General features: G+C 41.5%; 21 protein-coding genes. 6 read left to right on the top strand and 15 right to left on the bottom strand.

Annotated features, from left to right (window positions below; all coding sequences use genetic code 11):
• Positions 1-5: 5 nt before the first annotated feature.
• From NQ505_RS17065 to NQ505_RS17050, 4 genes are all read right to left on the bottom strand, one after another.
• Complete coding sequence (locus NQ505_RS17065; protein ID WP_032853573.1) at positions 6-308, bottom strand: DUF4134 domain-containing protein; 303 nt, start codon at positions 306-308, stop codon at positions 6-8.
• 150 nt (positions 309-458) lie between these two features.
• A complete protein-coding gene (locus tag NQ505_RS17060; protein ID WP_008999450.1) occupies positions 459-1199 on the bottom strand; it encodes a hypothetical protein in 741 nt (246 codons plus the stop codon).
• A gap of 9 nt (positions 1200-1208) precedes the next feature.
• A complete protein-coding gene (locus tag NQ505_RS17055; RefSeq protein WP_008999449.1) occupies positions 1209-1667 on the bottom strand; it encodes a DUF3408 domain-containing protein in 459 nt (152 codons plus the stop codon).
• A 7-nt stretch (positions 1668-1674) separates the two neighbouring features.
• On the bottom strand, positions 1675-2430 hold the full coding sequence (locus tag NQ505_RS17050; RefSeq protein ID WP_008999448.1) for a ParA family protein: 756 nt from the start codon (positions 2428-2430) through the stop codon (positions 1675-1677).
• 735 nt (positions 2431-3165) lie between these two features.
• Between NQ505_RS17050 and mobA the strand changes: the two genes are divergently transcribed.
• The 3 genes from mobA to mobC are packed head-to-tail and all read left to right on the top strand — an operon-like array spanning position 3166 to position 6919.
• Positions 3166-3597 (top strand): conjugal transfer protein MobA, encoded by a 432-nt coding sequence (gene mobA / locus NQ505_RS17045; protein ID WP_008999446.1) that lies wholly within the window; start codon positions 3166-3168, stop codon positions 3595-3597.
• Between the two features lie 3 nt (positions 3598-3600).
• Entirely contained in the window at positions 3601-4875 is a 1275-nt protein-coding gene (gene mobB, locus NQ505_RS17040) for a conjugal transfer protein MobB (protein WP_008999445.1), read from the top strand.
• Between the two features lie 34 nt (positions 4876-4909).
• On the top strand, positions 4910-6919 hold the full coding sequence (mobC, locus tag NQ505_RS17035) for a conjugal transfer protein MobC (RefSeq protein ID WP_008999444.1): 2010 nt from the start codon (positions 4910-4912) through the stop codon (positions 6917-6919).
• Positions 6920-6974: 55 nt separating this feature from the next.
• On the opposite strand, the gene NQ505_RS17030 is transcribed toward mobC, so the two are convergent.
• The 3 genes from NQ505_RS17030 to NQ505_RS17020 are packed head-to-tail and all read right to left on the bottom strand — an operon-like array spanning position 6975 to position 10656.
• Positions 6975-9482 (bottom strand): S8 family peptidase, encoded by a 2508-nt coding sequence (locus NQ505_RS17030; protein WP_259825625.1) that lies wholly within the window; start codon positions 9480-9482, stop codon positions 6975-6977.
• Positions 9483-9487: 5 nt separating this feature from the next.
• Complete coding sequence (locus NQ505_RS17025) at positions 9488-10438, bottom strand: AAA family ATPase (protein ID WP_008999441.1); 951 nt, start codon at positions 10436-10438, stop codon at positions 9488-9490.
• Between the two features lie 5 nt (positions 10439-10443).
• Positions 10444-10656, bottom strand: a complete 213-nt coding sequence (locus NQ505_RS17020; protein ID WP_008999440.1) for a helix-turn-helix domain-containing protein — start codon at positions 10654-10656, stop codon at positions 10444-10446.
• 255 nt (positions 10657-10911) lie between these two features.
• On the opposite strand from NQ505_RS17020, the gene NQ505_RS17015 reads away from it, so the two are divergent.
• From NQ505_RS17015 to NQ505_RS17005, 3 genes are all read left to right on the top strand, one after another.
• Entirely contained in the window at positions 10912-12477 is a 1566-nt protein-coding gene (locus NQ505_RS17015; RefSeq protein ID WP_008999439.1) for a DUF3945 domain-containing protein, read from the top strand.
• Between the two features lie 34 nt (positions 12478-12511).
• On the top strand, positions 12512-14620 hold the full coding sequence (locus tag NQ505_RS17010) for a type IA DNA topoisomerase (protein WP_008999438.1): 2109 nt from the start codon (positions 12512-12514) through the stop codon (positions 14618-14620).
• A 561-nt stretch (positions 14621-15181) separates the two neighbouring features.
• Positions 15182-15709, top strand: a complete 528-nt coding sequence (locus NQ505_RS17005) for an antirestriction protein ArdA (RefSeq protein ID WP_008999436.1) — start codon at positions 15182-15184, stop codon at positions 15707-15709.
• Between the two features lie 68 nt (positions 15710-15777).
• Here NQ505_RS17005 and NQ505_RS17000 read toward each other — a convergent pair whose 3' ends face one another.
• From NQ505_RS17000 to NQ505_RS16965, 8 genes are all read right to left on the bottom strand, one after another.
• A complete protein-coding gene (locus NQ505_RS17000; RefSeq protein WP_032853630.1) occupies positions 15778-16506 on the bottom strand; it encodes a hypothetical protein in 729 nt (242 codons plus the stop codon).
• Between the two features lie 129 nt (positions 16507-16635).
• Entirely contained in the window at positions 16636-16965 is a 330-nt protein-coding gene (locus NQ505_RS16995) for a helix-turn-helix domain-containing protein (protein ID WP_008999434.1), read from the bottom strand.
• A complete protein-coding gene (locus NQ505_RS16990) occupies positions 16962-17276 on the bottom strand; it encodes a helix-turn-helix domain-containing protein (RefSeq protein ID WP_008999433.1) in 315 nt (104 codons plus the stop codon). Before NQ505_RS16990 ends, NQ505_RS16995 begins: the two co-directional genes overlap by 4 nt.
• 256 nt (positions 17277-17532) lie before the next feature.
• Positions 17533-18042, bottom strand: coding sequence for a dihydrofolate reductase family protein (locus NQ505_RS16985; protein ID WP_008999432.1), 510 nt, complete (start codon positions 18040-18042; stop codon positions 17533-17535).
• A gap of 307 nt (positions 18043-18349) precedes the next feature.
• On the bottom strand, positions 18350-19201 hold the full coding sequence (locus NQ505_RS16980) for an RteC domain-containing protein (protein ID WP_008999431.1): 852 nt from the start codon (positions 19199-19201) through the stop codon (positions 18350-18352).
• A gap of 13 nt (positions 19202-19214) precedes the next feature.
• Entirely contained in the window at positions 19215-19856 is a 642-nt protein-coding gene (locus tag NQ505_RS16975; protein ID WP_008999430.1) for a hypothetical protein, read from the bottom strand.
• An 85-nt stretch (positions 19857-19941) separates the two neighbouring features.
• Positions 19942-20391 carry a hypothetical protein gene (locus NQ505_RS16970; protein WP_032853572.1) on the bottom strand — a complete coding sequence of 150 codons (450 nt, stop codon included), beginning with the start codon at positions 20389-20391 and terminating at the stop codon, positions 19942-19944.
• A 141-nt stretch (positions 20392-20532) separates the two neighbouring features.
• Complete coding sequence (locus NQ505_RS16965; RefSeq protein WP_157179078.1) at positions 20533-21546, bottom strand: helix-turn-helix domain-containing protein; 1014 nt, start codon at positions 21544-21546, stop codon at positions 20533-20535.
• Positions 21547-21846: the final 300 nt, after the last annotated feature.

Genomic DNA, 21846 nt, shown 5'->3' with positions numbered 1-21846 from the left:
GACCCTTAAAGGAAGAAGGAGCGAAGGATGGTGGCGGCGACAATCAGGAAGATACACGCACCGAACCATGAGGCGGCGGTTTTCGATGTATCGGGGTCGCCCGAAGAGAACTTGTTATACACTTTGATACCGCCAATCAAGCCGACAACGGCTCCGATGGCGTATATCAATTTTGTGCCGGGATCGAAATACGAAGTCACCATATTGGTAGCTTCGGTAATACCCCCGATACCGTTACCTTGTGCAAAGGCGGATGATACGGCAGCGAAAATGAATGCTGCCGACATAAGAATTTTTTTCTTTGTCATACGATTTTTTGATTAATGGTACAGGGGGTGGAATAGTTCCCTGTACCGGAAATGAATAATTTGTTTAACTTGATCTTTTAGTGGTTGGCAGTGTAGCTAACCGTAATCCCTTTCTTTCATCTTGCTTTGTTCTTTTACTTGTTTTACATCTTACGCAAACCCGCGTACATTAAAATCTTTCGGTGCTTTTACTATTGGTTCGTCCGTTTCTCCCGCTTCCCGTTTCTTTCGGTGGAAAGCGGAGAAGTAATCGTCCATTAGTGCGGACACTACTTTTTTCTTCGGTTCATCGCCAACTACCTGATCGAACATTTCGGTCTTTCGTATCTCGACCAGTACCCGCCCGGCTTCTTCTTTTTCTTCGGATGTTGCAGCATCAGCAGTTTCTACCGTCCGCACCATCCCCGCCAGTTCATCGAAGCCAAGTCCGAGAGCTATCGAAACCCCGGCAACCCCTTCGGTATCTTCGTCCTCTGTTTCTTCTTTGTCTATATCCTCATTGTTATATTCCGGCTCAAATTCGGGGGCTGTGTTCTCAATAACTAAATTGATTTCGTTTGAATTTTCATCCGTCATATTCTCTGCTGATAAGACTATTTCCGATTCAACCAAAGGGGGTGTTACCGGAGTATCTTTTTTGTTTTCGTCAGCAAATATAGGCTCATTTTCAATCCCTTTTTCGTTATTAATCAGCGTGGTAGCTTCTGTCCGGGATTGTCTAAGGTCAAATTTGCTTTTACCGACTATATCTTCTTTCGGGGAGGAGCGAAACGGATTGAAACCGGAATTTTTCGCTGCATTCTTTTTTCGTTTTTGCATCCGTTCCCGAAGCAGGTAAATAGCGACAACCAATGCGTATAGCATGATTGCTGAAATGATATATCGTTCCATAGTAATAACTTAAAATACATCCGTATTTTTCTTACGGTATAATTTGGTAATCTCATCTTGATAGGTGGCGAAATGATGCTCCAGTATGTTATCCAGATAATTGAACAGGGAAAATTCATTCTCGCCGATCACACGGACAATTTTCATTATCCGGTCGTGGTGTTCCTTGCGGATATACACGACTTTTCCGTTCCGGGTTTTTATGGCGGCTTCCTTGAAAAACAGGCTTTCGTATTCCTGCACCTTATTCTCCCGCCGTTTCGGTTCCTCGCGGGGCTGCTCTTTCTCTTTCACTGGTTCGGTTTCTACCTCTGTTTCCTGCGGCAACTCCGGCACTTGCTCCGTTTCCGGCACAGGTTCACTGGATGACGGATCGTAAGGCTTCAAAACCTTTTCCCGGACGCTGGGTTTGGCATAACTGATTACAGCACCTTTGTCTAACCCGCTTGTATCTGCTCTTTTTGCCATAGCCCGATTACTTTAGGATTTCCAGTAATTCATCCGTAAGAGCATCAATGTTGCTGCCTTTGACCAGAGCTTTATCCGCCGGGAATATCGTTGAACGGAACAGGGCTTTGTGGCTGATGGATTGTTCCTTTCGGAAACGAAGGCTGTTGGGGACAAAGGTTTTCATAACCGGAAAACTTAAATCTTTTATTACAGCCTCATAAACTTCGTAGAGGTCGGACTTTTCGCGCCCATCGACAAGATTCCAAAGCAGGTGCATCCCTTTGATATTGGATTTTCCGGGATTAACGATTGTGTCCCGCACAGCGATCAGGTAGTTAAGTGTGCTTTCCAATACGAAGCGGTCAGCAGCGATCGGGGCAATGATGTAATCCATATTGGCAAGGGCTACTACCAAATCCTTGTTATTAAGCGTTCCGGGTAGGTCGAAGAAGATAAAATCATATTCTTCTTCCTCGCATAACGCCTCGGCATCATTCAACGCCTCTTCCGTACTGCTCTCTACGACCGGGTAAAACTTCTTACCATCCAAGCGGGTAATCTGTTCGTAAGCCATTCCCTTGTAATACTCGTCATCGTCCACCATCTTAAAATCCCGCTCGCGCAGGTCGGCGATTGAGTGTTGCGGAAAATCGCAGTCGATCACCGCTACGTTGTAGCCTTTCACATAGTGCAGGTAGCTTGCGACCAAAACGGTCAGGGTGGTTTTACCTGCTCCCCCTTTTTGCGTACTGAACGCTACATACTTCGGTTCTTTTTTCATGTTCACAATTTTTTAATTAGACATTTATTTGATTATGATAATGTTTGTTCATACCTGTATTTATTTCTGCAAGCCTTATCCTGCATACATATTTGTTTATCTTCCTGTTTGAAATCGTATGCTTTCAAAATCTTAAAAACACAAACACGCTTTCAGATTTTTATGCTTTTATATTTTCAAATAAAATCGTGCGTTTTGGAAATCCTGTGTACTTGTTCCTTTGTTCAAACAGACAATTTTTCATTTATACATATCTGCATTTAATCTTTGGAACACACCTGATTTTTTACCTCTGTTTATTCTTTCCAAATCACTTTCCGGGGGCAAATAAACGCCTTCTTTTTCATACTTGAACTATATTTTCGAGGGGTGGTAGCTTCTGTCCGGGATTGTCTATACCTGCTGATATACAGCGTATTATTTAATCAACGTAACTTTGCAGCATGAAATGCTACGGGGTATTCATGCCGATTTTTAAGACAGGCTCGGCACTCATAAATTGCCCGGCGAAGGGCAGTCTTATATCCCGAAAGTTCGGGATTGGAAGATGCCCCCTGCGGGCAAAACGTATTTGCATTTTGGCAAATAGCAAGATGTGTTGTTTGCGGCAAACTTCGTTTTTTGCAACACAACCCTCTTGCTCTTCCAGAGGGGTTTTTCCTCTCCGAAGTCGGGAAAAATGAAGACGGTCTGAACCGTCCGTAGCGTTCATATAACCACTAAAAGATTAATGTTATGAACGAAGAAAAAAGAGAACCCCGCAAACGGGGAAAGGGGGGCAGACCCCCGAAGAACGACCCGGCGAAACATCGGCTGACAGTGAACCTGACGGACACACAGCACGCCGGATTTCTTGCCATGTTCGAGCAGTCGGGCATAAGTTCGCTGTCTGCTTTTATCTGTGCCCGCATCTTTGGCGATGAGTTCCGGGTGGTAAAAACGGACGCATCGGCTGTCGAGTTTACTGCAAAGCTGACCGCATTACACAGTCAATTCCGAAGCGTTGGCGTGAATTACAACCAGATTGTAAAGGAACTCCACAGTAATTTCGGGGAGAAAAAAGCCCTCGCTTTGCTCTATAAATTGGAGAAAGCGACCGTAGAGCTGGCGGGAATCGGGCGCGAAGTGATGCAGCTATGCGAGCAGTTTAAGGCGAAATACCTCTAAAAAATGGTGGCAAAAATCTCGCACGGGAGTAATCTGTACGGCGCACTTTCCTACAATCAGGAGAAAGTGGACGGGGGTTTGGGTAAGGTTTTGGCAACTAATTTAGTGATTGAACCTACCGATGGAGCGTTCAATGCCACCGCCTGTATGCAGGATTTTGAGCGTTTTATGCCTTCGCATATCACTACTAAAAAACCTGTTATCCATATTTCACTGAACCCGCACCCGGACGATAAGCTGACCGACAGCCAGCTTGCCGAGATCGGGCAAAAGTATATGGAGCGGTTGGGATATGGCTCGCAGCCTTACATGATTTTCAAACATGAGGACATAGACCGCCAGCACATCCACATCGTTTCGACCCGTGTTCGTCCCGATGGTACGCTTGTTCCCGACAGCTTCGAAAAAGACCGCAGTAACAAAATCCGGCGGGAGTTGGAAAAGGAATATAACCTGATTCCCGCCAACGGTCAGAAGCAGGGCGAGGCGTGGCAGTTTGCTCCGGTAAACGTTAGCCAGGGGAACTTAAAAAAACAAGTGGCAAACGTTATCAAGCCACTTTCGGAAATGTACCGTTTCCAAACGCTCGGAGAATATCGCGCCCTGCTTTCTTTATATAATATAGGAGTAGAGGAAATCAAAGGGGAGAATAAGGGCAAGCCTTACCGGGGATTGGTTTACTCGGCATTGGATAGTGAGGGCAACCGTGTCGGTAAGCCCTTAAAATCCTCCCTGTTCGGCAAGGCTCTCGGCATCGAGGTGTTGGAAAAACAGTTCGGTACATCGAAAGAAACAATCAAGGCGGACGGCATACCAGCCCGTACCCGTATTGTGGTTGCCGCCTCACTTGCAACTGCCCGCACCGAAAGCGAGTTCCGGGAGGCATTGCAAAAGAAAGGCATTGACTTGGTGCTTCGCCGCAACGATGAAGGACGCATATTCGGGGTTACGTTTATCGACCATAACGAGCGGGCGGTATTGAACGGTTCGCGTCTGGGTAAGGAGTTTTCGGCAAATGTTCTTAACGAACGGTTCGCAGATGATTCGCCCCGCGAGGATCTGCAAACCCGGCAGCCGAAACCGTCTGATGATGTACGCCCCAACAATCAACCGCCTACTAACAAACAACCTGAACCGCAGTCCGGCCACTCTACGGTGGACGATGCAGCAAGCAGCCTGTTCTCTGTCCTTACCCCCGAAACCGGAGGGCAGGACAATCAGCAGCCGACCATAAAGCGCAAGAAAAAGAAAAAGCGTAGGTATGGCAGGCAGCTATAAGATTTGAAATAATAACAATTTAATTTTTACGATTATGCAAAATGAAGATGATTTGAGGGGCTTGGCTAAAGTGATGGACTTTATGCGTGCGCTCTCTATTTTATTTGTAGTGATAAATGTGTATTGGTTCTGCTACGAGGCAATGCACGAGTGGGGAATCAATATCGGGGTAGTTGATAAAATCCTGATGAACTTTCAACGGACAGCAGGGCTGTTTAGCTCAATCCTGATAACCAAAATATTCGCAGTGGTATTTCTCGCTTTGTCCTGTCTGGGAACAAAGGGCGTGAAAGAGGAAAAGATTACATGGACGAAAATCTATGTGTGCCTCGCTATTGGTTTTGTCCTGTTTTTCTTGAACTGGTGGCTATTAGCATTGCCGTTACCTAAAGTAGCCAATGCCGGGTTTTACATTTTTACCATTTCGGTAGGTTACATATTGCTATTGATGGCGGGTACATGGATAAGCCGCCTGCTCAAAAACAATATGTTTGACGATGTTTTCAACACGGAAAACGAATCGTTTATGCAGGAAACAAAGTTGATGGTAAACGATTATTCTATCAATTTGCCGACAAAATTCTGGTATAAAAAGAAGCAGTGGAAAGGTTGGATAAACGTAGTAAATCCATTCCGGGCAGCGATTGTTTTAGGTACGCCGGGGTCGGGTAAATCCTATGCCGTGGTAAACCAATTCATCAAACAGCAGATTGAGAAGGGTTATACGGGTTACATCTATGATTTCAAGTTTCCCGACCTTTCTACTATCGCGTATAACCATTTGTTGAACAACCGGGAAGGTTACGAGAAAGTACCGACTTTCTATGTGATTAACTTTGACGACCCCAGCCGCAGCCACCGTTGCAATCCGATTAATCCTTCATTCATGGATGATATTTCGGATGCTTACGAATCGGCTTATACGATAATGCTGAACTTGAACCGGACGTGGGTGCAGAAACAGGGCGACTTCTTCGTGGAATCGCCGATTATCCTGTTCGCAGCTATTATATGGTATTTGCGCATCTACGAGGACGGAAAGTATTGTACTTTTCCACACGCCATCGAATTTTTGAATAAAAGCTATGAAGATATTTTCCCGATTCTGACCTCTTATCCCGACCTCGAAAACTACCTTTCGCCGTTCATGGATGCGTGGAAATCTGGTGCTGCTGACCAGTTACAGGGGCAGATTGCGAGCGCGAAAATACCGCTCTCCCGCATGATTAGTCCACAATTATATTGGGTAATGTCGGGTGATGAATTTACGCTGGATATTAATAACCCGGATGATCCGAAAATACTTTGTGTCGGTAACAATCCCGATAGGCAGAATATATATGGCGCGGCTCTCGGATTGTATAATTCCCGTATCGTGAAGTTGATAAATAAAAAGGGTCAACTCAAATCTTCGGTGATTATTGATGAGTTGCCGACTATCTACTTCAAAGGATTGGATAACCTGATAGCCACTGCCCGAAGCAACAAGGTTGCCGTGCTGTTGGGCTTTCAGGACTTTTCCCAGCTAAAACGTGACTATGGAGATAAAGAGGCGGCTGTTGTGATGAATACCGTTGGTAATATTTTTTCCGGTCAGGTGGTCGGCGATACGGCGAAAACGCTGTCTGACCGTTTCGGTAAAGTGTTACAGAAACGCCAGTCCATGACGATAAACCGTAACGATAAATCGACTTCCATTTCTACCCAAATGGATAGCTTGATACCGCCGTCCAAAATATCTAATCTGACACAGGGAATGTTTGTCGGGGCAGTAGCGGATAATTTCGATGAACGGATAGAGCAGAAAATTTTCCACTGCGAAATCGTAGTCGATAACGAGCGGGTTGCTGTCGAAACAAAGGCGTACAGGAAAATCCCTGTTATTACCAACTTTGTAGATGAAAACGGCGTTGATCGCATGAAAGAAATGATTAAGGAGAATTACGACCGTATTAAAGCGGAAGCCAAACAGATTGTCGCCGATGAGTTGGCGAGGATAAAGGCTGACCCGGAATTATCGAAGTTGTTGCCGAAGGAGGAATAGAATATAGTTAGAGCCGCTCCTTCAGTTGGGCGGCTCTACTCTTATGAAGTATATTCTAAACAGGGATGTTTATTTCAACAGGTGTTTCAACCATTGCTGCTATTTTTGTAGTAACAACATTATATAAATCAACTTCTGTAGCCGGAGTTTCTAATGATACAATCAAAGAATATCTTATCCGACTGTTATATCGATTAAGGTTTGTTCTCATTTTCCACCAGCCACCAACTGGAAAAACAGCAATCATATTACAGGAAGCAAGGTCAGCAGCAGTTGTTATTATCATATCACTGTGAATAGATCCGACACTTCTATTTTTCATCCCTATTAACCATCTCCCGCTATCATTTTCTACTAAATCGATATTGGCAGCATCAGCATCCTCTGACTCTACATACTTATTTATTCGCCTTTTGAATTGGTCTTGCGTTTCCTGTGGATTATTAACATCAAATCTTAAACCACAAGATTGATAAGTATATTTGTCTTTCCATCCTATTTCACCGGGACTTGGTTCAATAAAATAAGAAAGAGTTATTCTTAATGTTGTATTTATTTCTCCTAAACTCTCTAATAATTCTTTCGGCCACGGTAAATCAATGAAGTGCATTTCATTTAGAGAAACTGTAGAACCATTTTTTATATAAGGTTTTAAGGAACTTTGCGATATATAAGTAAATCCATTTTCTGTACTATATAGCGCACGTTCTCTATTTGGAATACCATAGCCACAAGAGCGTAAAAGCTTTTTTATATTAGTTCTTCCTGCAACATTAAATTGGCGAAGCATTGTATCTGACCATTTTGCAGAGTGTATGATTAGTGCACGAAGGCTTTCAGCCCATAAATCGGGATAGATTGCCGCAATCTCGCCTACAAGATTTGAAGCAAGAGCACAAGAGGCACTTGTCATATTAAAAGACTCAAATTGTCTAAACTGAATATTCTTTGAAGTTGTAAGGACTCCTAAAGCATCATGTTCAGTATAAGGAGGAAAGTCATTTCCCGTTTTTATTAAATTTCCACCTTCAAAAACAACATCGGGTTTTATTGGCCATTTTTTATCCCATAAAAAGGATGTTGAGTTAAAAGGTGAGATACCTCCACTTGGGGCAACTCGTTCAAATTCATCATAATCACTGTCGTCTATTTGAATTTTCTCCGTATATGCGCCAATTGTTAAACAATTCCATGATTGCCCCGGATTATGTACTGATTGAAGAGTATTCCCATCCGGATAATTATTCCACACTTCTTCATCATTTACATTTCCTGCTGCAACAATTATTAATCTTGGGGTTTCTTCAGATGTTCCTACGCACATATCATCCAAAGCCGCAGACCAAGAAGAAGGGCGTCCTTTGTCATGCGTATCAGAAGATGTTACAGCCATGCAATTCAGGACTTTCTTGTCTGGAATTGTTATTTCTGCCTTATAAATGCACTGTTTTGTAATATCTCCCCAAAGTTCTTTCGGATTTTCGCCAACGTCTGGAAGTAGTTTTACCGAACACAAGGTATGCTTTACTTCTACAGGGGCGTTATGTTCTAAAGAACGTGATAAATCACCATAAGCACAAACACCAGCCATCATTGTTCCATGTCCTTTTCTATCCGCAGTAGTCCATTGGCTATCATAGGCAAGGCAATGAGCACTTTGCAACACCGGAGAGAGTAGTTTATGTCCACTATTAACACCAGTATCAATTACACAAACTGATATATTTGATTGGTCATTTACCACAAGTCTACTTAACAAATCCTCAACCCATTCATTCTGATCACTTGGGCTTTCGTTTGTCCAAAAGTTCGCAGTTTCTTTTCCTGCTTTTAGTTCAGCTAAACTATCTGAACTATTTAGAATTTGAATTAGTGATTCGTTGTTTGCATATACCAACAATACAGCTCTTTCTGGAAATAGTAAATAGTTCGATTTGAAACTAATTTCCAATGTTGTAAGTAAATCAGTGAATTGGGTTATTTGTTCGGATTTATTAGTAGATTCATCCACTTTTATCCACACCTCAAACCAATTATAATTTTCATTAGGAAGAAGCTGTGGTGAATCTGTCCAAAATGAATTAAGTAAGGCTATATGTATATCTTCTATACTATTAATCAGTTTCTGATTTTTTGGATTTCCCTTTTGAGTAACCTTTGTTGCATAATCCCGTAATTTGTTCAGAAATTTACTTTCCTGTCCTCTTGGTATATATACTGTCGCATAAGTATCTGTATTTCCATTAATATCTGTAATATCTCTAACATTCATTAAACGCATCCCAGCATTAATGGCTTCAAGGCTTTGAGTAACCAGATCATAATTTTGCATCCCTTTAAATTCCACGTATGTGCCTGTACGAGTGGGCAACGAAAGTGCACCTCGCTGTACTTTCATATTACTGTCAGCCTCTCGCATCCTATCAAATTTATCCTCTAAAGAAGCAGCATGAGAAGCTCTATCTCTGTTAGGAACATTTGGCCCTCCTGCTGGCTTTTGTCCAGGAGAATAACGAATTGTATCTGCTAAATCAGGAAGTTTAATATGATCATATCTACCCATAATAATTAGATTTTATATGCCATTGTGCGTTCTTTAATTGTTTTTTCTATTAAGGAGAGAGAAATATCAGAGTTATTCAAAACTGATTCTTTTATCGCATCTAAACATGCTTGATTTATTTCAGCATGACTAAGATTTTCAAGCATAGGTAAAAGGATTTTCATATCCTTACTTGTTACATTTTTGCTAAGCCTACTTTTTAAGAGTTGTATTTTCTCTTCATCAGAGGGAAGGTTATAATGGATAACATCATCAAACCTTCTGAATAAAGCCTGATCTAACATCCCTAAATTATTTGTAGCTGCAATAATTAAACTTTCGGAATTATCTCTTTCTAAAAATTGAAGAAATGAGTTAAGAACTCTACGCATTTCTCCAACATCATTATCCTTCCCACGTTGAGAACCAATAGCATCAAACTCATCAAATAAATAAACTGCTGGCCTATCAACGATTAAATCGAATATTTGACGAAGTTTCGCACTTGTTTCTCCCATATATTTGGTAACAACTTTATCCATTAATATTACATAGATAGGCAAGTGAAGTTCATTCGCAATTATTGATGCTGACATAGTTTTCCCTGTTCCGGGAGGGCCGGAAAATAGTATCTTTCGTCTGTTTTCTAAATTATGACTCAATAATTTGTTCCTATGTGTAAACTCTCTGATGACTCTATTAATACGGTCTTTTATCTCGCTCGGAACTATTAAATCTGATAATTTCTTATCAGATTCTACTTCTAATACCAAACCTTGTAATTCTGAATTTAAAGGTTTTAATTTAGGAGATGTTTTTTTCCCATTATCAATAATTTGCTTAATGTCATTTGCCAAATTGGAATGTCCCAACTTGGCTTCATGAGCAGCTATCTGAAGAGCAACAGTATTGAACTTCTCATTGTTTTCTTCAAAATGACTCTTAATAAGGGTCTTTAATTGATTTGCTGTTGCCATATTATTTATTCATTTCCTTTTTTAAGTTCTTCTTTAGAACACAGTAACTGATTAACATCAACATCCAATATTGATGCTATTTTATACAAAGTCTCTAATGAGGGTTGCCTTCGATTGTGTACATATGCGTTGACCACATTAAAACTTTTGCCCAACTGCTCTGCCAGCCAAACTTGTTTAACCCCTTTTTTATCAAGTATCTCTTTTATCTTGTTCATTGAATTAGCGATGATTCATGCATAGTATAAATTAGGTTACAAAAATACACTATTTTCTGATATATCTGAAATGATCCCCACTAAAGTAGAGTGTTTTGGACAAAATACTTCATTCTTTTTACTCCTCGATTCCGAAACCTCCCCAGACAACCCCGGACACAAGCATCCACCCTCTTAAATCCTTGCAGTCAATCCATTACTTAGGCTTACTTTCGTTCTGCATTAATAGTAATGCAGAATAAAAACATATTTATTATGGACGAAAAAAAAGTCAAAAATGAAGAGCCTAAAGTCTTTCTGACACAGGGCGAAGATGGCAAACTCAAAGCCATCGCAGGAGAGCAGGACGGCAAGCTAAAAGCGGTCGATCCCAAGAAAGAGAACGCCGACCAGTTTATGAAGATTGACACCAACGGCAATGCGTTGGAGAATTTCTTCAAGAAGTTTTCGGCGCAGTTCAGCCACCCATCGCACACGGGCGTTTACGCTGTATGTGAATCTGCCGTAGATAAGGTTGCGGCTTTCTTCGACAAACTTATCCGTATCGACCACAAAGACAAAGCACTCGACCCGTACCGCGTCAAATTTGACGGTAAGATACGCATAGAGGTAGAGTTTACGGGCAAGTATCAACCTTTAGACCTGAATAAGCTCAACTGGAAAGAAGTTGAAAAGTTAGGGCTTTCCGGCGAGAGTTTGCAAGATGCTCTCAAAGCAATGGTTTACGGGCATAAGTCGCCCGGTCTGGTCGATATTAAGCCTGCCGTTGATGGACAGGAGTTTCCCATGCAAGCCCGCTTATCACTGGAACAGCAGCCGGACGGTAGTATTAAAATCGCGACCCATCCCAAGCAGGATCAGCCCGATTTTGAAAAACCCTTTATGGGAGTTGTCTTTACCGATCAGGACAAAGAACAGTTCCTAAAGACAGGGCACGGCGGACGTGTATTCGACATCGAACCCGTAGCCGGAGGCGAAAAAGTATCTTCGCTTATCTCCCTTGACAAACTCACCAACCGATTCGAGGCAATGGCATTGAAGGATATTTATATTCCGCAGACCTTGAAAAATGCCCCGCTTTCCGAAGAGCAACAGCAAGGACTGAAAGAGGGTAAAGCTGTTTGGATTGAGGGTATGGATAAGAAAACGAAGCAGGGAGAACAGCCGCAGAAGATTGACCGCTTCGTGCAGTACAACGCTGCAAGTAAGAATTTCGATTTCAAGTTTAGCGATGAGCAACGCCAGCAGTTCAACCAAGAGCGGCGAGCCAAACAGGGCGAGGGGCAGGCAGAAGGTCAGGAACAGAAAATGCCTAAAGCCCGTAAACTCGGTGAGATATGGGTCTATTCCAAACAAGGCGGCGTACAACTTTCCCGCGAAGATTTCGACAAGCTGTGCAATAAAGAACCGATCTATGTTAAGGACATGGAATCACAAAAGCCCAAACAACAGCAGGATGCTTCGGGAGCGCAGAAAGTGGAAGCGACCGACCAGAAAGGACAGAAGTACAATGCGTGGGTATGGATTGACGAAGACAAAGGTAAGGTTCGTCATAGTAGCAAGCATCCCGATCAGGTACGCGCTATCGAGGCGAAGCAGGCAGCCCAATCGGGACAGAACATTAAACCCGCCGCAGAAAGTAAAACGCAGGTCGCTGTAAATAATGAAGGTAAGACCAACGAGGCGACCAAGCATTCTACCGAACCATTAAAGAAAGGTCAGTCGCAGCCTACCGAAAAACAGGCGGAGAAGAAGGAGCAGAAGCAGGAACAAAAACAATCTCCTGCTGCTCCGAAGAAAGGTAAGGGGCGCAAGATGTAATCATTATTTCAACCACTAAAAAATCAATGTTAAAATGAAAATTATAATTGCAGAAAAACCGTCTGTGGCTAAGAGTATAGCAGCCATAGTCGGCGCAAACAACAAGAAAGATGGCTATATAGAGGGTAACGGGTATGCCGTTACATGGGCTTTCGGGCATCTGATAGGGCTTGCCATGCCGGAGCATTACGGCATCGAGGGCTTTAAGCGGGAGAACTTGCCGATACTCCCGAAAGAATTTAAGCTGTTGCCCCGTCAAGTAAAAGAGGGCAAGGAGTATAAGAACGATCCCGGCGTAATGAAACAGCTTAAAGTAATCAGGGAACTATTCAGTAACGGGGACGAGATTATCGTTGCCACCGATGCAGGACGTGAAGGAGAACTCATATTCCGCTATATATTTGAATATATAGGCAGTTCACTTCCGTTCCGCCGTTTGTGGATAAGTTCACTTACCGACCGTGCCATCCGTGATGGTTTCCAGACCCTTCGTCCGGGCAGTGATTACGACAACCTGTATGCTTCGGCGAAAGCCCGTAGCACCGCTGACTGGTTAGTAGGACTGAATGCAAGTCAGGCACTTTCGATTTCGGCTGGCTATGGTGTCTGGTCGCTCGGCAGGGTACAGACCCCGACACTGGCGATTATTTGCAGCCGATACCTCGAAAACAAGGATTTCAAGCCGCAAACCTATTTCCGCCTGAAACTGCATACGGCGAAAGATGCTGTGGCATTTCCCGCTCTTTCGGTAGATAAATTCGTTACTCGAACTATTGCCGAAGAGGTAACGGCACAGGTCAAAGCTGCCGGAGCGGTACAGGTTACAGGGGTGGAGCGTAAAGAAGTCAAACAGGAACCGCCCCTGCTTTACGACCTTACCACCTTGCAAAAAGAAGCCAACAGCAAACATGGCTTTTCGGCAGATAAAACCCTGACGATAGCACAGGCATTGTACGAAGCAAAGAAGATTTCTTATCCCCGAACAGGCAGCCGTTATATCTCCGAAGATGTACTGGAGGAAATACCGCACCTGATCGCTATACTTCGTTCGCATCCGCTTTTCGGGGCATATATTGACAGCAGGTTCGATAATACACTCAATACCCGTTCGGTGGATGATACGAAAGTTACCGACCACCATGCGCTGATTATTACGGAAGATCCGGCTACCGGATTATCCAAAGATGAACAGCTTATCTACGATATGGTTGCCGGGCGTATGCTCGAAGCCTTCGGCGAACGCTGCATCAAAGAGAACACCACCGTTTCGCTTGACGCGGGCGGCGTACACTTTTCCTGCAAAGGAAGCGTTACGCTCGTCCCCGGTTGGAGGTCAGTATTTAACTTTAAGGACGAGCCAAACGATGAGGACGATACGGCAGTTCTGCCCGCCCTCATTGAAGGTGATAGTCTATCTGTCCGTGATTGTGAAATACAGGAGAAACAGACCAAGCCCCGCCCACTTCACACTGAAAGTTCGTTGTTGGCGGCGATGGAGAGCGCAGGTAAGGAAGTAGAGAACGAAGAAGAACGCGAGGCGATGAAGGATTGTGGTATCGGAACACCCGCTACCCGTGCAAGTATTATCGAAACGCTCTTCTCCCGTGAATATATCGTAAGGGATAAAAAATCGCTTGTCCCGACAAACAAAGGGCTGGTCGTCTATCTGGCGGTAAAGGATAAGAAGATAGCGGACGTTGCCATGACCGGGCAATGGGAACAAGCCCTGAACAAGATTGCATCGGGCAATATGGATGCCTCTACATTCCATAAAGCGATAGAGGTTTACGCTTCACAGATAACTTCCGAATTGCTGGATATGACTTTTGAGCAGCAGAATAACCGCCAGTCATGCCCTTGCCCGAAATGCAAGAGCGGGAATGTGGTTATCTACAATAAAGTCGCCAAGTGCCTGAATGAAAACTGCGGGCTTACCGTTTGGCGTTCCATTGCTAAAAAGGAATTAACGGACGGACAACTGACAGACCTTTTAATGAACGGCAAGACCGCTTTTATTAAAGGTTTCATAAGCAGTAAAACCGGAAGCACGTTTGAGGCAGCAGTCAAATTCGATACGGACTATAAAACAGTCTTTGAGTTCCCGCAGAATAAAGGAGCTAGCAAGAAACGACGTTCTAAGTAAAATCTTCACTATCTTTGCCACTGAAAGACTTTGTTCTACGATTCGGAATAGTCGTTTAACATTGATCTTTTAGTGGTGGGCATCCGGGGCAAGGCTTCGGATGCCTTTTTTCGTCCATATACGAAGGCTTGCATTTGCATATAAGCGGCATTATTTCCCCTTTATAAGCAGGGCATTCCCAATCCTATACTATTAACGGTTCTTTCGTCTGGTTGAAACGGCAACCTATTTTATCTTCCTTATCGGTTACGGCAGGCAACCACTTACTCATAAGCGCCTCCATACATAGGCATAAGTATTAAAAATACGGCATCTTAAATTTTCCACCTTAACACATACGGCATCGCCCCGGTGGGTTATTTTCTATCATGGCGCAAAGGTGCTTACGGAATCTTAACGGGCAGTAAAGCACAAGCCTTGCAGGTTCCCGGAAAAATCTCCACACCGCATAAGTTCAGGGTAGTATTTTATCCGTGAATACTTGACAGCCCTAATTCCTACACCGGAAATGCACCTGAATAAAAAATCAACCCGGCAGATGCCGATTAAAAAATTAAGGTTATGGAAAATATATCAGAAGCACGGATTTATGTAGGAACTTACGCTAAGTATAATGAAGGTTCAATTTTCGGTAAGTGGTTAGACCTTTCGGATTATTCCGATAAAGACGAATTTTACGAGGCTTGCCGCGAATTACACAAGGACGAACAAGACCCGGAACTGATGTTTCAGGATTGGGAATATATACCCTCTGGGCTAATAGGTGAAAGCTGGCTGTCCGATAACATATTTGAAATTATCGAAGCCATAGAAGATATAGACGACGATAAAAAAGAGGCATTCGAGGTTTGGCTGAACCACGAAAGCTATGACTTAAGTTCTAAAGATATAAACGGCCTTATTTCCTCTTTCGAGGATGATTTTCAGGGCGCATACAAAGATGAAGAAGATTATGCGTATGAAGTCGTTGAAGAATGCTACGAACTGCCAGAATTTGCGAAAACTTATTTCGACTATGAAAAGTTCGCCCGCGATTTGTTTATGACCGACTACTGGTTCGATGACGGTTATGTATTCCGGCACTCATAACTGAACCGGAAATAGTTTTTTAGGCGGAACAATCCGCCTTTTTTATGTCTTTCAGACAAATGTCCTGATTATTGCCATACGATATAACACGCTAAGTAATTACTTAAGATTATTCTTACTGCCGTCTGTCCTAAATCATTGCTTACACAATATACATATCGTCCTTCTTGAACAATTTCCCACTGATTATGATAAGTTTGCATTACATTATCAACATGAGTTTTATGGAAAGCTCTGCTTCCAATTTCTGTAATTTTCCCAGAATCCTCAATGTTAAAAAATGCGGTATGTTCATCTTCTGACAATTCATTAATATACTTAAACCAAATGACGTCAGGGTCTTCAAACATCGGGGTACTATGTTCAAATTTAACATGACCTTTTGCCAGTTTAATTAGCACATTATCAAATCTTTCAGATTCTATTTTAAAATAAAGCCTTTGCTCAATATCATCAAATAATATTGGATCTTCTTTAATAAAGGAAGATTCGATTCTTTGTCTGAGTCTTGAGTTATGCCTTAGCACCCTCTTTATCTTTTCTCGCGATAGCAATTCGGGGTTTGATGTAGAATGAATAATACACTCTATGACAGATGCAAAATATTCTTCATCTTTTGAAAAGCCATTATTACATTTCTGACAGCACCCTACAAGAGGCAGATTTTCAGGAAAAGGGTCATCCAATAAAATCCGTGATGGTACATGATCTCTTGTTACTGGGGTGTCTCCACCACAGTAAGAACAAGAATAATCTAAGCGTTCATCTGAAAATATCTTATTACTATATGATTTCATTTCGATACAAAGATACTTCATCGTTATTTATAATCAAATAGTTGCAAAAGAGAAATGGCTCATTTTAATAACAAACCCCGCTCTATCTCACGACAGCACGGGGTCTTGACAATGGATAAATCAGAAAAGCTAACGCAATGGCTCCGGTTCTTTTTCGCTATCATTATCTCCTTTGGAAAAATGGTCGCGGATGAATTTCTCTACATTTTTCTCCGTATAAAATATTTTGTGATGAATGGTTATGTAGGTCAATTCGCCCGCAGAACGGTAACGCTGCAACGTCCGCTTACTCACGTTCAGTAGTTGGCACAAATCCTGATTATCCAAAAGCCGTTCGCCATTCAATACATTATGTCGTCCACTCATAATATCCATAAATTTATCTAACCGATCAAAACGCCCCATGAATTGCTCGAACCATTCCTGCATCCAATCTCTTAAGCCTGCGTCCTCACTCATGGCTTACCTCCTTCCGGCTTATCATTATTTACCACACGACCCAGTAACAAGCGTTTAACCTCTGCCAGTGTGTACCATGCTTTGCCTCCTCTGATGGAATAGGTAATATCTCCGTTGCTCCGTAACCGCTGCATGGTACGTTTACTCACCCGAAGAATGGCAGCAGCTTCCAGGTCGCTAACCCAAATCTCCGAAGGGTCGGGGTTGGGGAGTGCATTCTCTTTCTCCTGCTTTTTTGCATAGGAGTAAAGCCATTCTATTTTCCTCACCAGCCTTTTATACACTTCCGACTCGATTGTTATTACTTTCATATCCGTAACTATTTGATTTGCTGCAAAGATCGGGTGCTGAAATCTATAAAATTGACAAGGTATTACCAAGTTGGTAGATGTTTATTTAGTTAAAAATTAGGGTTGTAAATAAGAAAATCAGCCGGATTTATGTTAAAGTCGAGCTGATTTGAGGTCTTTTCAGACAGAAAACAAAAACTACCAAGTTGGTATAAACATGGTAGTTTTTCAGAATGCAGAAATGTGCTTAAATACCTTGATTACAGCAATATAATTTCTAATTGAGAATATAACATATTTTTGTCGTTCCCTTATATTCTTCGGTTTTCGAGGATTTAACATTTACATCGTAGGTTTTGCCTAAAAAACGGATGCCATCGCCGAGCAAAACAGGTACGATATAAAGATTTAGTTCGTCCAGTAGTCCATTGTTGAGCAGGAAAGTTATCAGATTACCACCACCGATAACCGATATATCTCCGGCAGCCTCTTTCTTCAATGTGGAAATTTGTTCAAACTGATCGCAGAACAGGAATTGCAGGTTTTTATTTGCGAGGGCAGAAAAGTCATGGTGGGAGATAACATAGGTATTTTTGTACGGCCAGCTTCCGGCGCATTGTTCAAAAATAGCCTCATAGGTGTTGAAACCAGCTAGTAGTATTTCGGATGTTTGGTGTATCTCCGATATTTCTTTTGCGAGTTCTCCGGGTATCCAGTTTGTTTCTCCGTCCGTGTGCGCAATATAACCGTCCAGCGATATTGCCACGTGTGCCTTAATCTTACTCATATTGATAATGTATTTATTTCGGGGAACGCCGGAGCAAAAAGAAGCGTGGAACTCACACTGCTCCGTTACGAGGTACTGGTATACCCATGAATAGAAACAGGCAAGTCCACGCTATACGATGATAGCATGAACATTGCACAGTAGCCTCTATTCATTTGAAAATTACCAGTTTTCGTAACGAGACGTTCTGCGAACGTTATGTTATATTTTATGCAGAATTATTCTGCGATTTCATTCTTTTTTCGTTTTGCAAAGATAGTGAAAGTCCATGAAACTTAGCCTATCTAATGGTTGTTATTGTTTCTCCCTATTCCGAATCGTCCCTTTCCATTCTTTTGATAAGGACTTCGATAAGTTTGTTGAGGAAAGGAGTTCTGTCCTTCTTCCGACCTTTGATAGCGACATAGGTTCTGTAATAATCACCCAAGTCAATATCGAAGCTGACTTCCAAAAAGTTCATAATCTCTTTTACATCTACATTTCCGTTGTTTATAGCTCCGCTATCCCGTATGGAGTAACCTAACTCGATAGCATCGGATTTGGAGCCAGTCCACTTCAAATTGTTATTCGGCAATAATTCCCGGCTCTTTTTGATAATGACTTGTTTCTCGATGCTATGCTTTTTCTTGTTCAGGTATATCCTTAACATTTCATTGCAGATAATCTTCGCCACCTTATAATCGTACCCTGTCGAGAACAGCGGATCAAGTATGTATTTCGCGCTATCTACACAAAGTTGAAGACTTGATTTTCCTCTTATAAAGTATTGCTCGTCTAAATAGGTTGAGTTGGCTCTATAATATTGGTGAAAATCCAAATTCCGTTCAAAGAAATACGTCAGGCTCATTAACTCCTTATCGTAATACTCGCTTTGAGTTTCATTGCTCCCGATAGGACGTTTCAACTCAATATTGTGTATCTTATTGAAATACAACAGAAGCCCCAGCAATTCGGGCTTCATTTCTTTGAAAAAGACTATTTCTTCTTCCGGGGTTATTGACTTCAAAACGAGAAAATAATCCCGAAGTTCAGACAAGCGATCTTCCAGATACTTAATCATTCTGACAGATTCCTTTATAGGAATGTCGCACCCTTCCAAATCAATGCTTTGCAGCTCTGTTTGGATTTTCGCAGATAGACGTGTGTAAAAATCTCTCATAGCGATTATTTTATCAGTTTGAATTACGATATAGTTTGATTCCCCAAGAAACATATCCAATAGACATCAAGATGCTTCCAACGGTGCTGATAAGTTCTATTTCGGGGTTGTTTAATAAAAGAAGCCCGATTATTATTAAGATACCTTGCCATTTTTGCACCATTTTTTCCTTCATCAGTCCAATAGTCTGAATGACTGCTCCCAACGGCAAGAGCGGCAAGAAATATACTATCCAAAGAAGCCCCGCTTTTTTCACTATTACATCCAAATACGGAAAAAGTCCTTGAAACTGGGGCTCAGGGATAGTATCGAAAGCCGACATGACCAAACATAAAGCCCCTTTATCGACCGCCAGGATAAAAGCACCGAATATGCCTATTATGCCACCCCAAAACCCAAGCTTCTTGCCTTTGCCTTGTAGCAAGTTCATTGTTCCTACCATAACTACAATTATGAGCGGAACAGCCATCATAACGATAAAATGCCCGATATGATAAAGTTGATTGTTGTGAAACCTATCCACAAGATCTTGTGCTGTGTGCAACATTTTCATTTCTAAAAGATCTGGGTGCATTAGAAATCCGCACAACAACATGAGCGGAAATAAGATAATTGACAATGCAAATCCTTTTGATTTAATTGTTTCGATTTTCATACTGCTTATTTTTAATTGATTTGATTTTATCTTTTTCCCAATAAGGAACATTATCAGAAGAATCAGTGGCATAGAGCCTTTATTACTATTTGATTATATGGTATCTTTTCAATGCGTGGATAATGATAAATGCAACGGCTATGAAGCCGACGAGAGAATGAACAATCTCCCATGAAACAGAATCTCGTTTGACGGCTAATACAATAATGGTAAGAAGTGTGATAGCGAAACTAATAGAGAGTATTACCGTTATTTTACTTTTAGGCTTTGGTGTGAAAACTTTTTTATACCACTTCCTATGCTTATATACATGAGGCATTGTAAATATGAGAGCCAATAAAGCCGACATTCTATGTATAAAAGCCCACCACCATTGATTTATCATTAATACTACACTGTCTGAAGTCATCTTCATATACAAAAGAATAAAACCGCTAATTGCTACCAGCACAAAAGCTCCAAACAGTATATCTGTTCCAATTCTTCTTTTCTTGTTTTGAGAAAAATTTCTCTGATTTTTGTCATTTACTATCATAATGTTGATTGTGCAAAACATTGCAAAGGACGAGTATTTGCACGGACTGATCGTCTCACTCGCACGAGTAGGACATATCGGATAAAACAAAAAAGTCCCACTCATATGAGCAGGACTGGTTCTTATTTGATTACTAAAAGATTATTGTTTTTTATATTCACTCGGAGTTAATCCCGTTTTTTGCTTGAAAATTCTATTAAAAGCTGATTTGGAATTGAAACCGCAGTCATATGCGATAGCTAAAATCGTTAGATTCATGAATTGAGAATCATGCAATCGTCTCTGCACTTCTTCCACCCGATAGGTGTTGATAAATTCGTAAAAGTTCTGATTGAAAAGAGTGTTCAATACTTGGGTTATATAATGCGGATAAGTATCCAAAGCAGAGGCAAGGTCTTTAAGAGTTAAATCCATATTGGTATATGGTTTCTCGTCCTCCATGTACGTTTTCAACCTCTCGGAAAGAATAATTGCATCTTCTTGTTTCAGACCATAGTTAGCGTATGAAGTTTCTTCTTTGTTCGTTGCAGGTTGTTTTTCTGGTTGACCCTGATTATATGGAATAATAGTCTGATTGAAGATTGTACTATGTTTAATGCCCCGAAATCCTAATACATTTACAAACAACAAGACGATAATCGCAAATACGCTATATAACGAAACGGGAAATGAAAAGATTTCACTTAACAAAACCAATACTAATGCCCCGCTCAATAGGATTATCAATCCAAAAGCAAGAAATCTCATCCAGTTAAAACTCAACTTGTCTATATTGGAAAAGTGAGTTTGCAAAAATTTCTTATATCTGTGAAAGAGTCTAACAGCAAGAATGATGAACAAAGCGTTACATAGAAATGCTAATATTCTTGTTATTACGGTTATAGTTTGCGGATATGAATTATAAAAAATAAATCCTATAACTGCAATCGCTATATACCCAGCTATTGAAATGTATTCTTTACGGAAATCTTTTGGGGAATTACTCATTAAAGATTTAGTACACAAGTAAAGGAAAAAACCATGTAGCCCTGCCAAAATATAACTTGGATAAAGGAAACTACTTGAATATGGTATGATTTCACTTTGTGATGCGGAGATACACAAAATATGTATAGTCAGAAATAGCAACCATGCCGAAACATGCTTGTCGAGCATACTTTTATTCTTCTTGGTGATAACAAGTATACCGAAGAATAATGCCTGAAACACTGCTATTAATGATATTATTTGAAACATTTACAATAGTTTGAGCCTGCAAAGATAAGATTTTCCCGTCATACCTAATCACAGAATATAGACATTTGAGTTGAAATAAGATTTAGCCAATATCGTTGGCAAAATAAGGAATATGTTGTACCTTTACACCAAGTTAAGTCGCTCTTAATGTATTGTTGAAAACGAAGCTAATCAGCGAATAATGATAGCTGGTTTCTAAATCGTTACCTGTCTGCAAAT

Origin of the sequence: Bacteroides sp. D2 (assembly GCF_025147085.1) — a bacterium.
In the GTDB taxonomy this organism is placed as follows: Bacteria; Bacteroidota; Bacteroidia; order Bacteroidales; family Bacteroidaceae; genus Bacteroides.
This window is presented reverse-complemented; position numbering and strand designations above follow the sequence as displayed.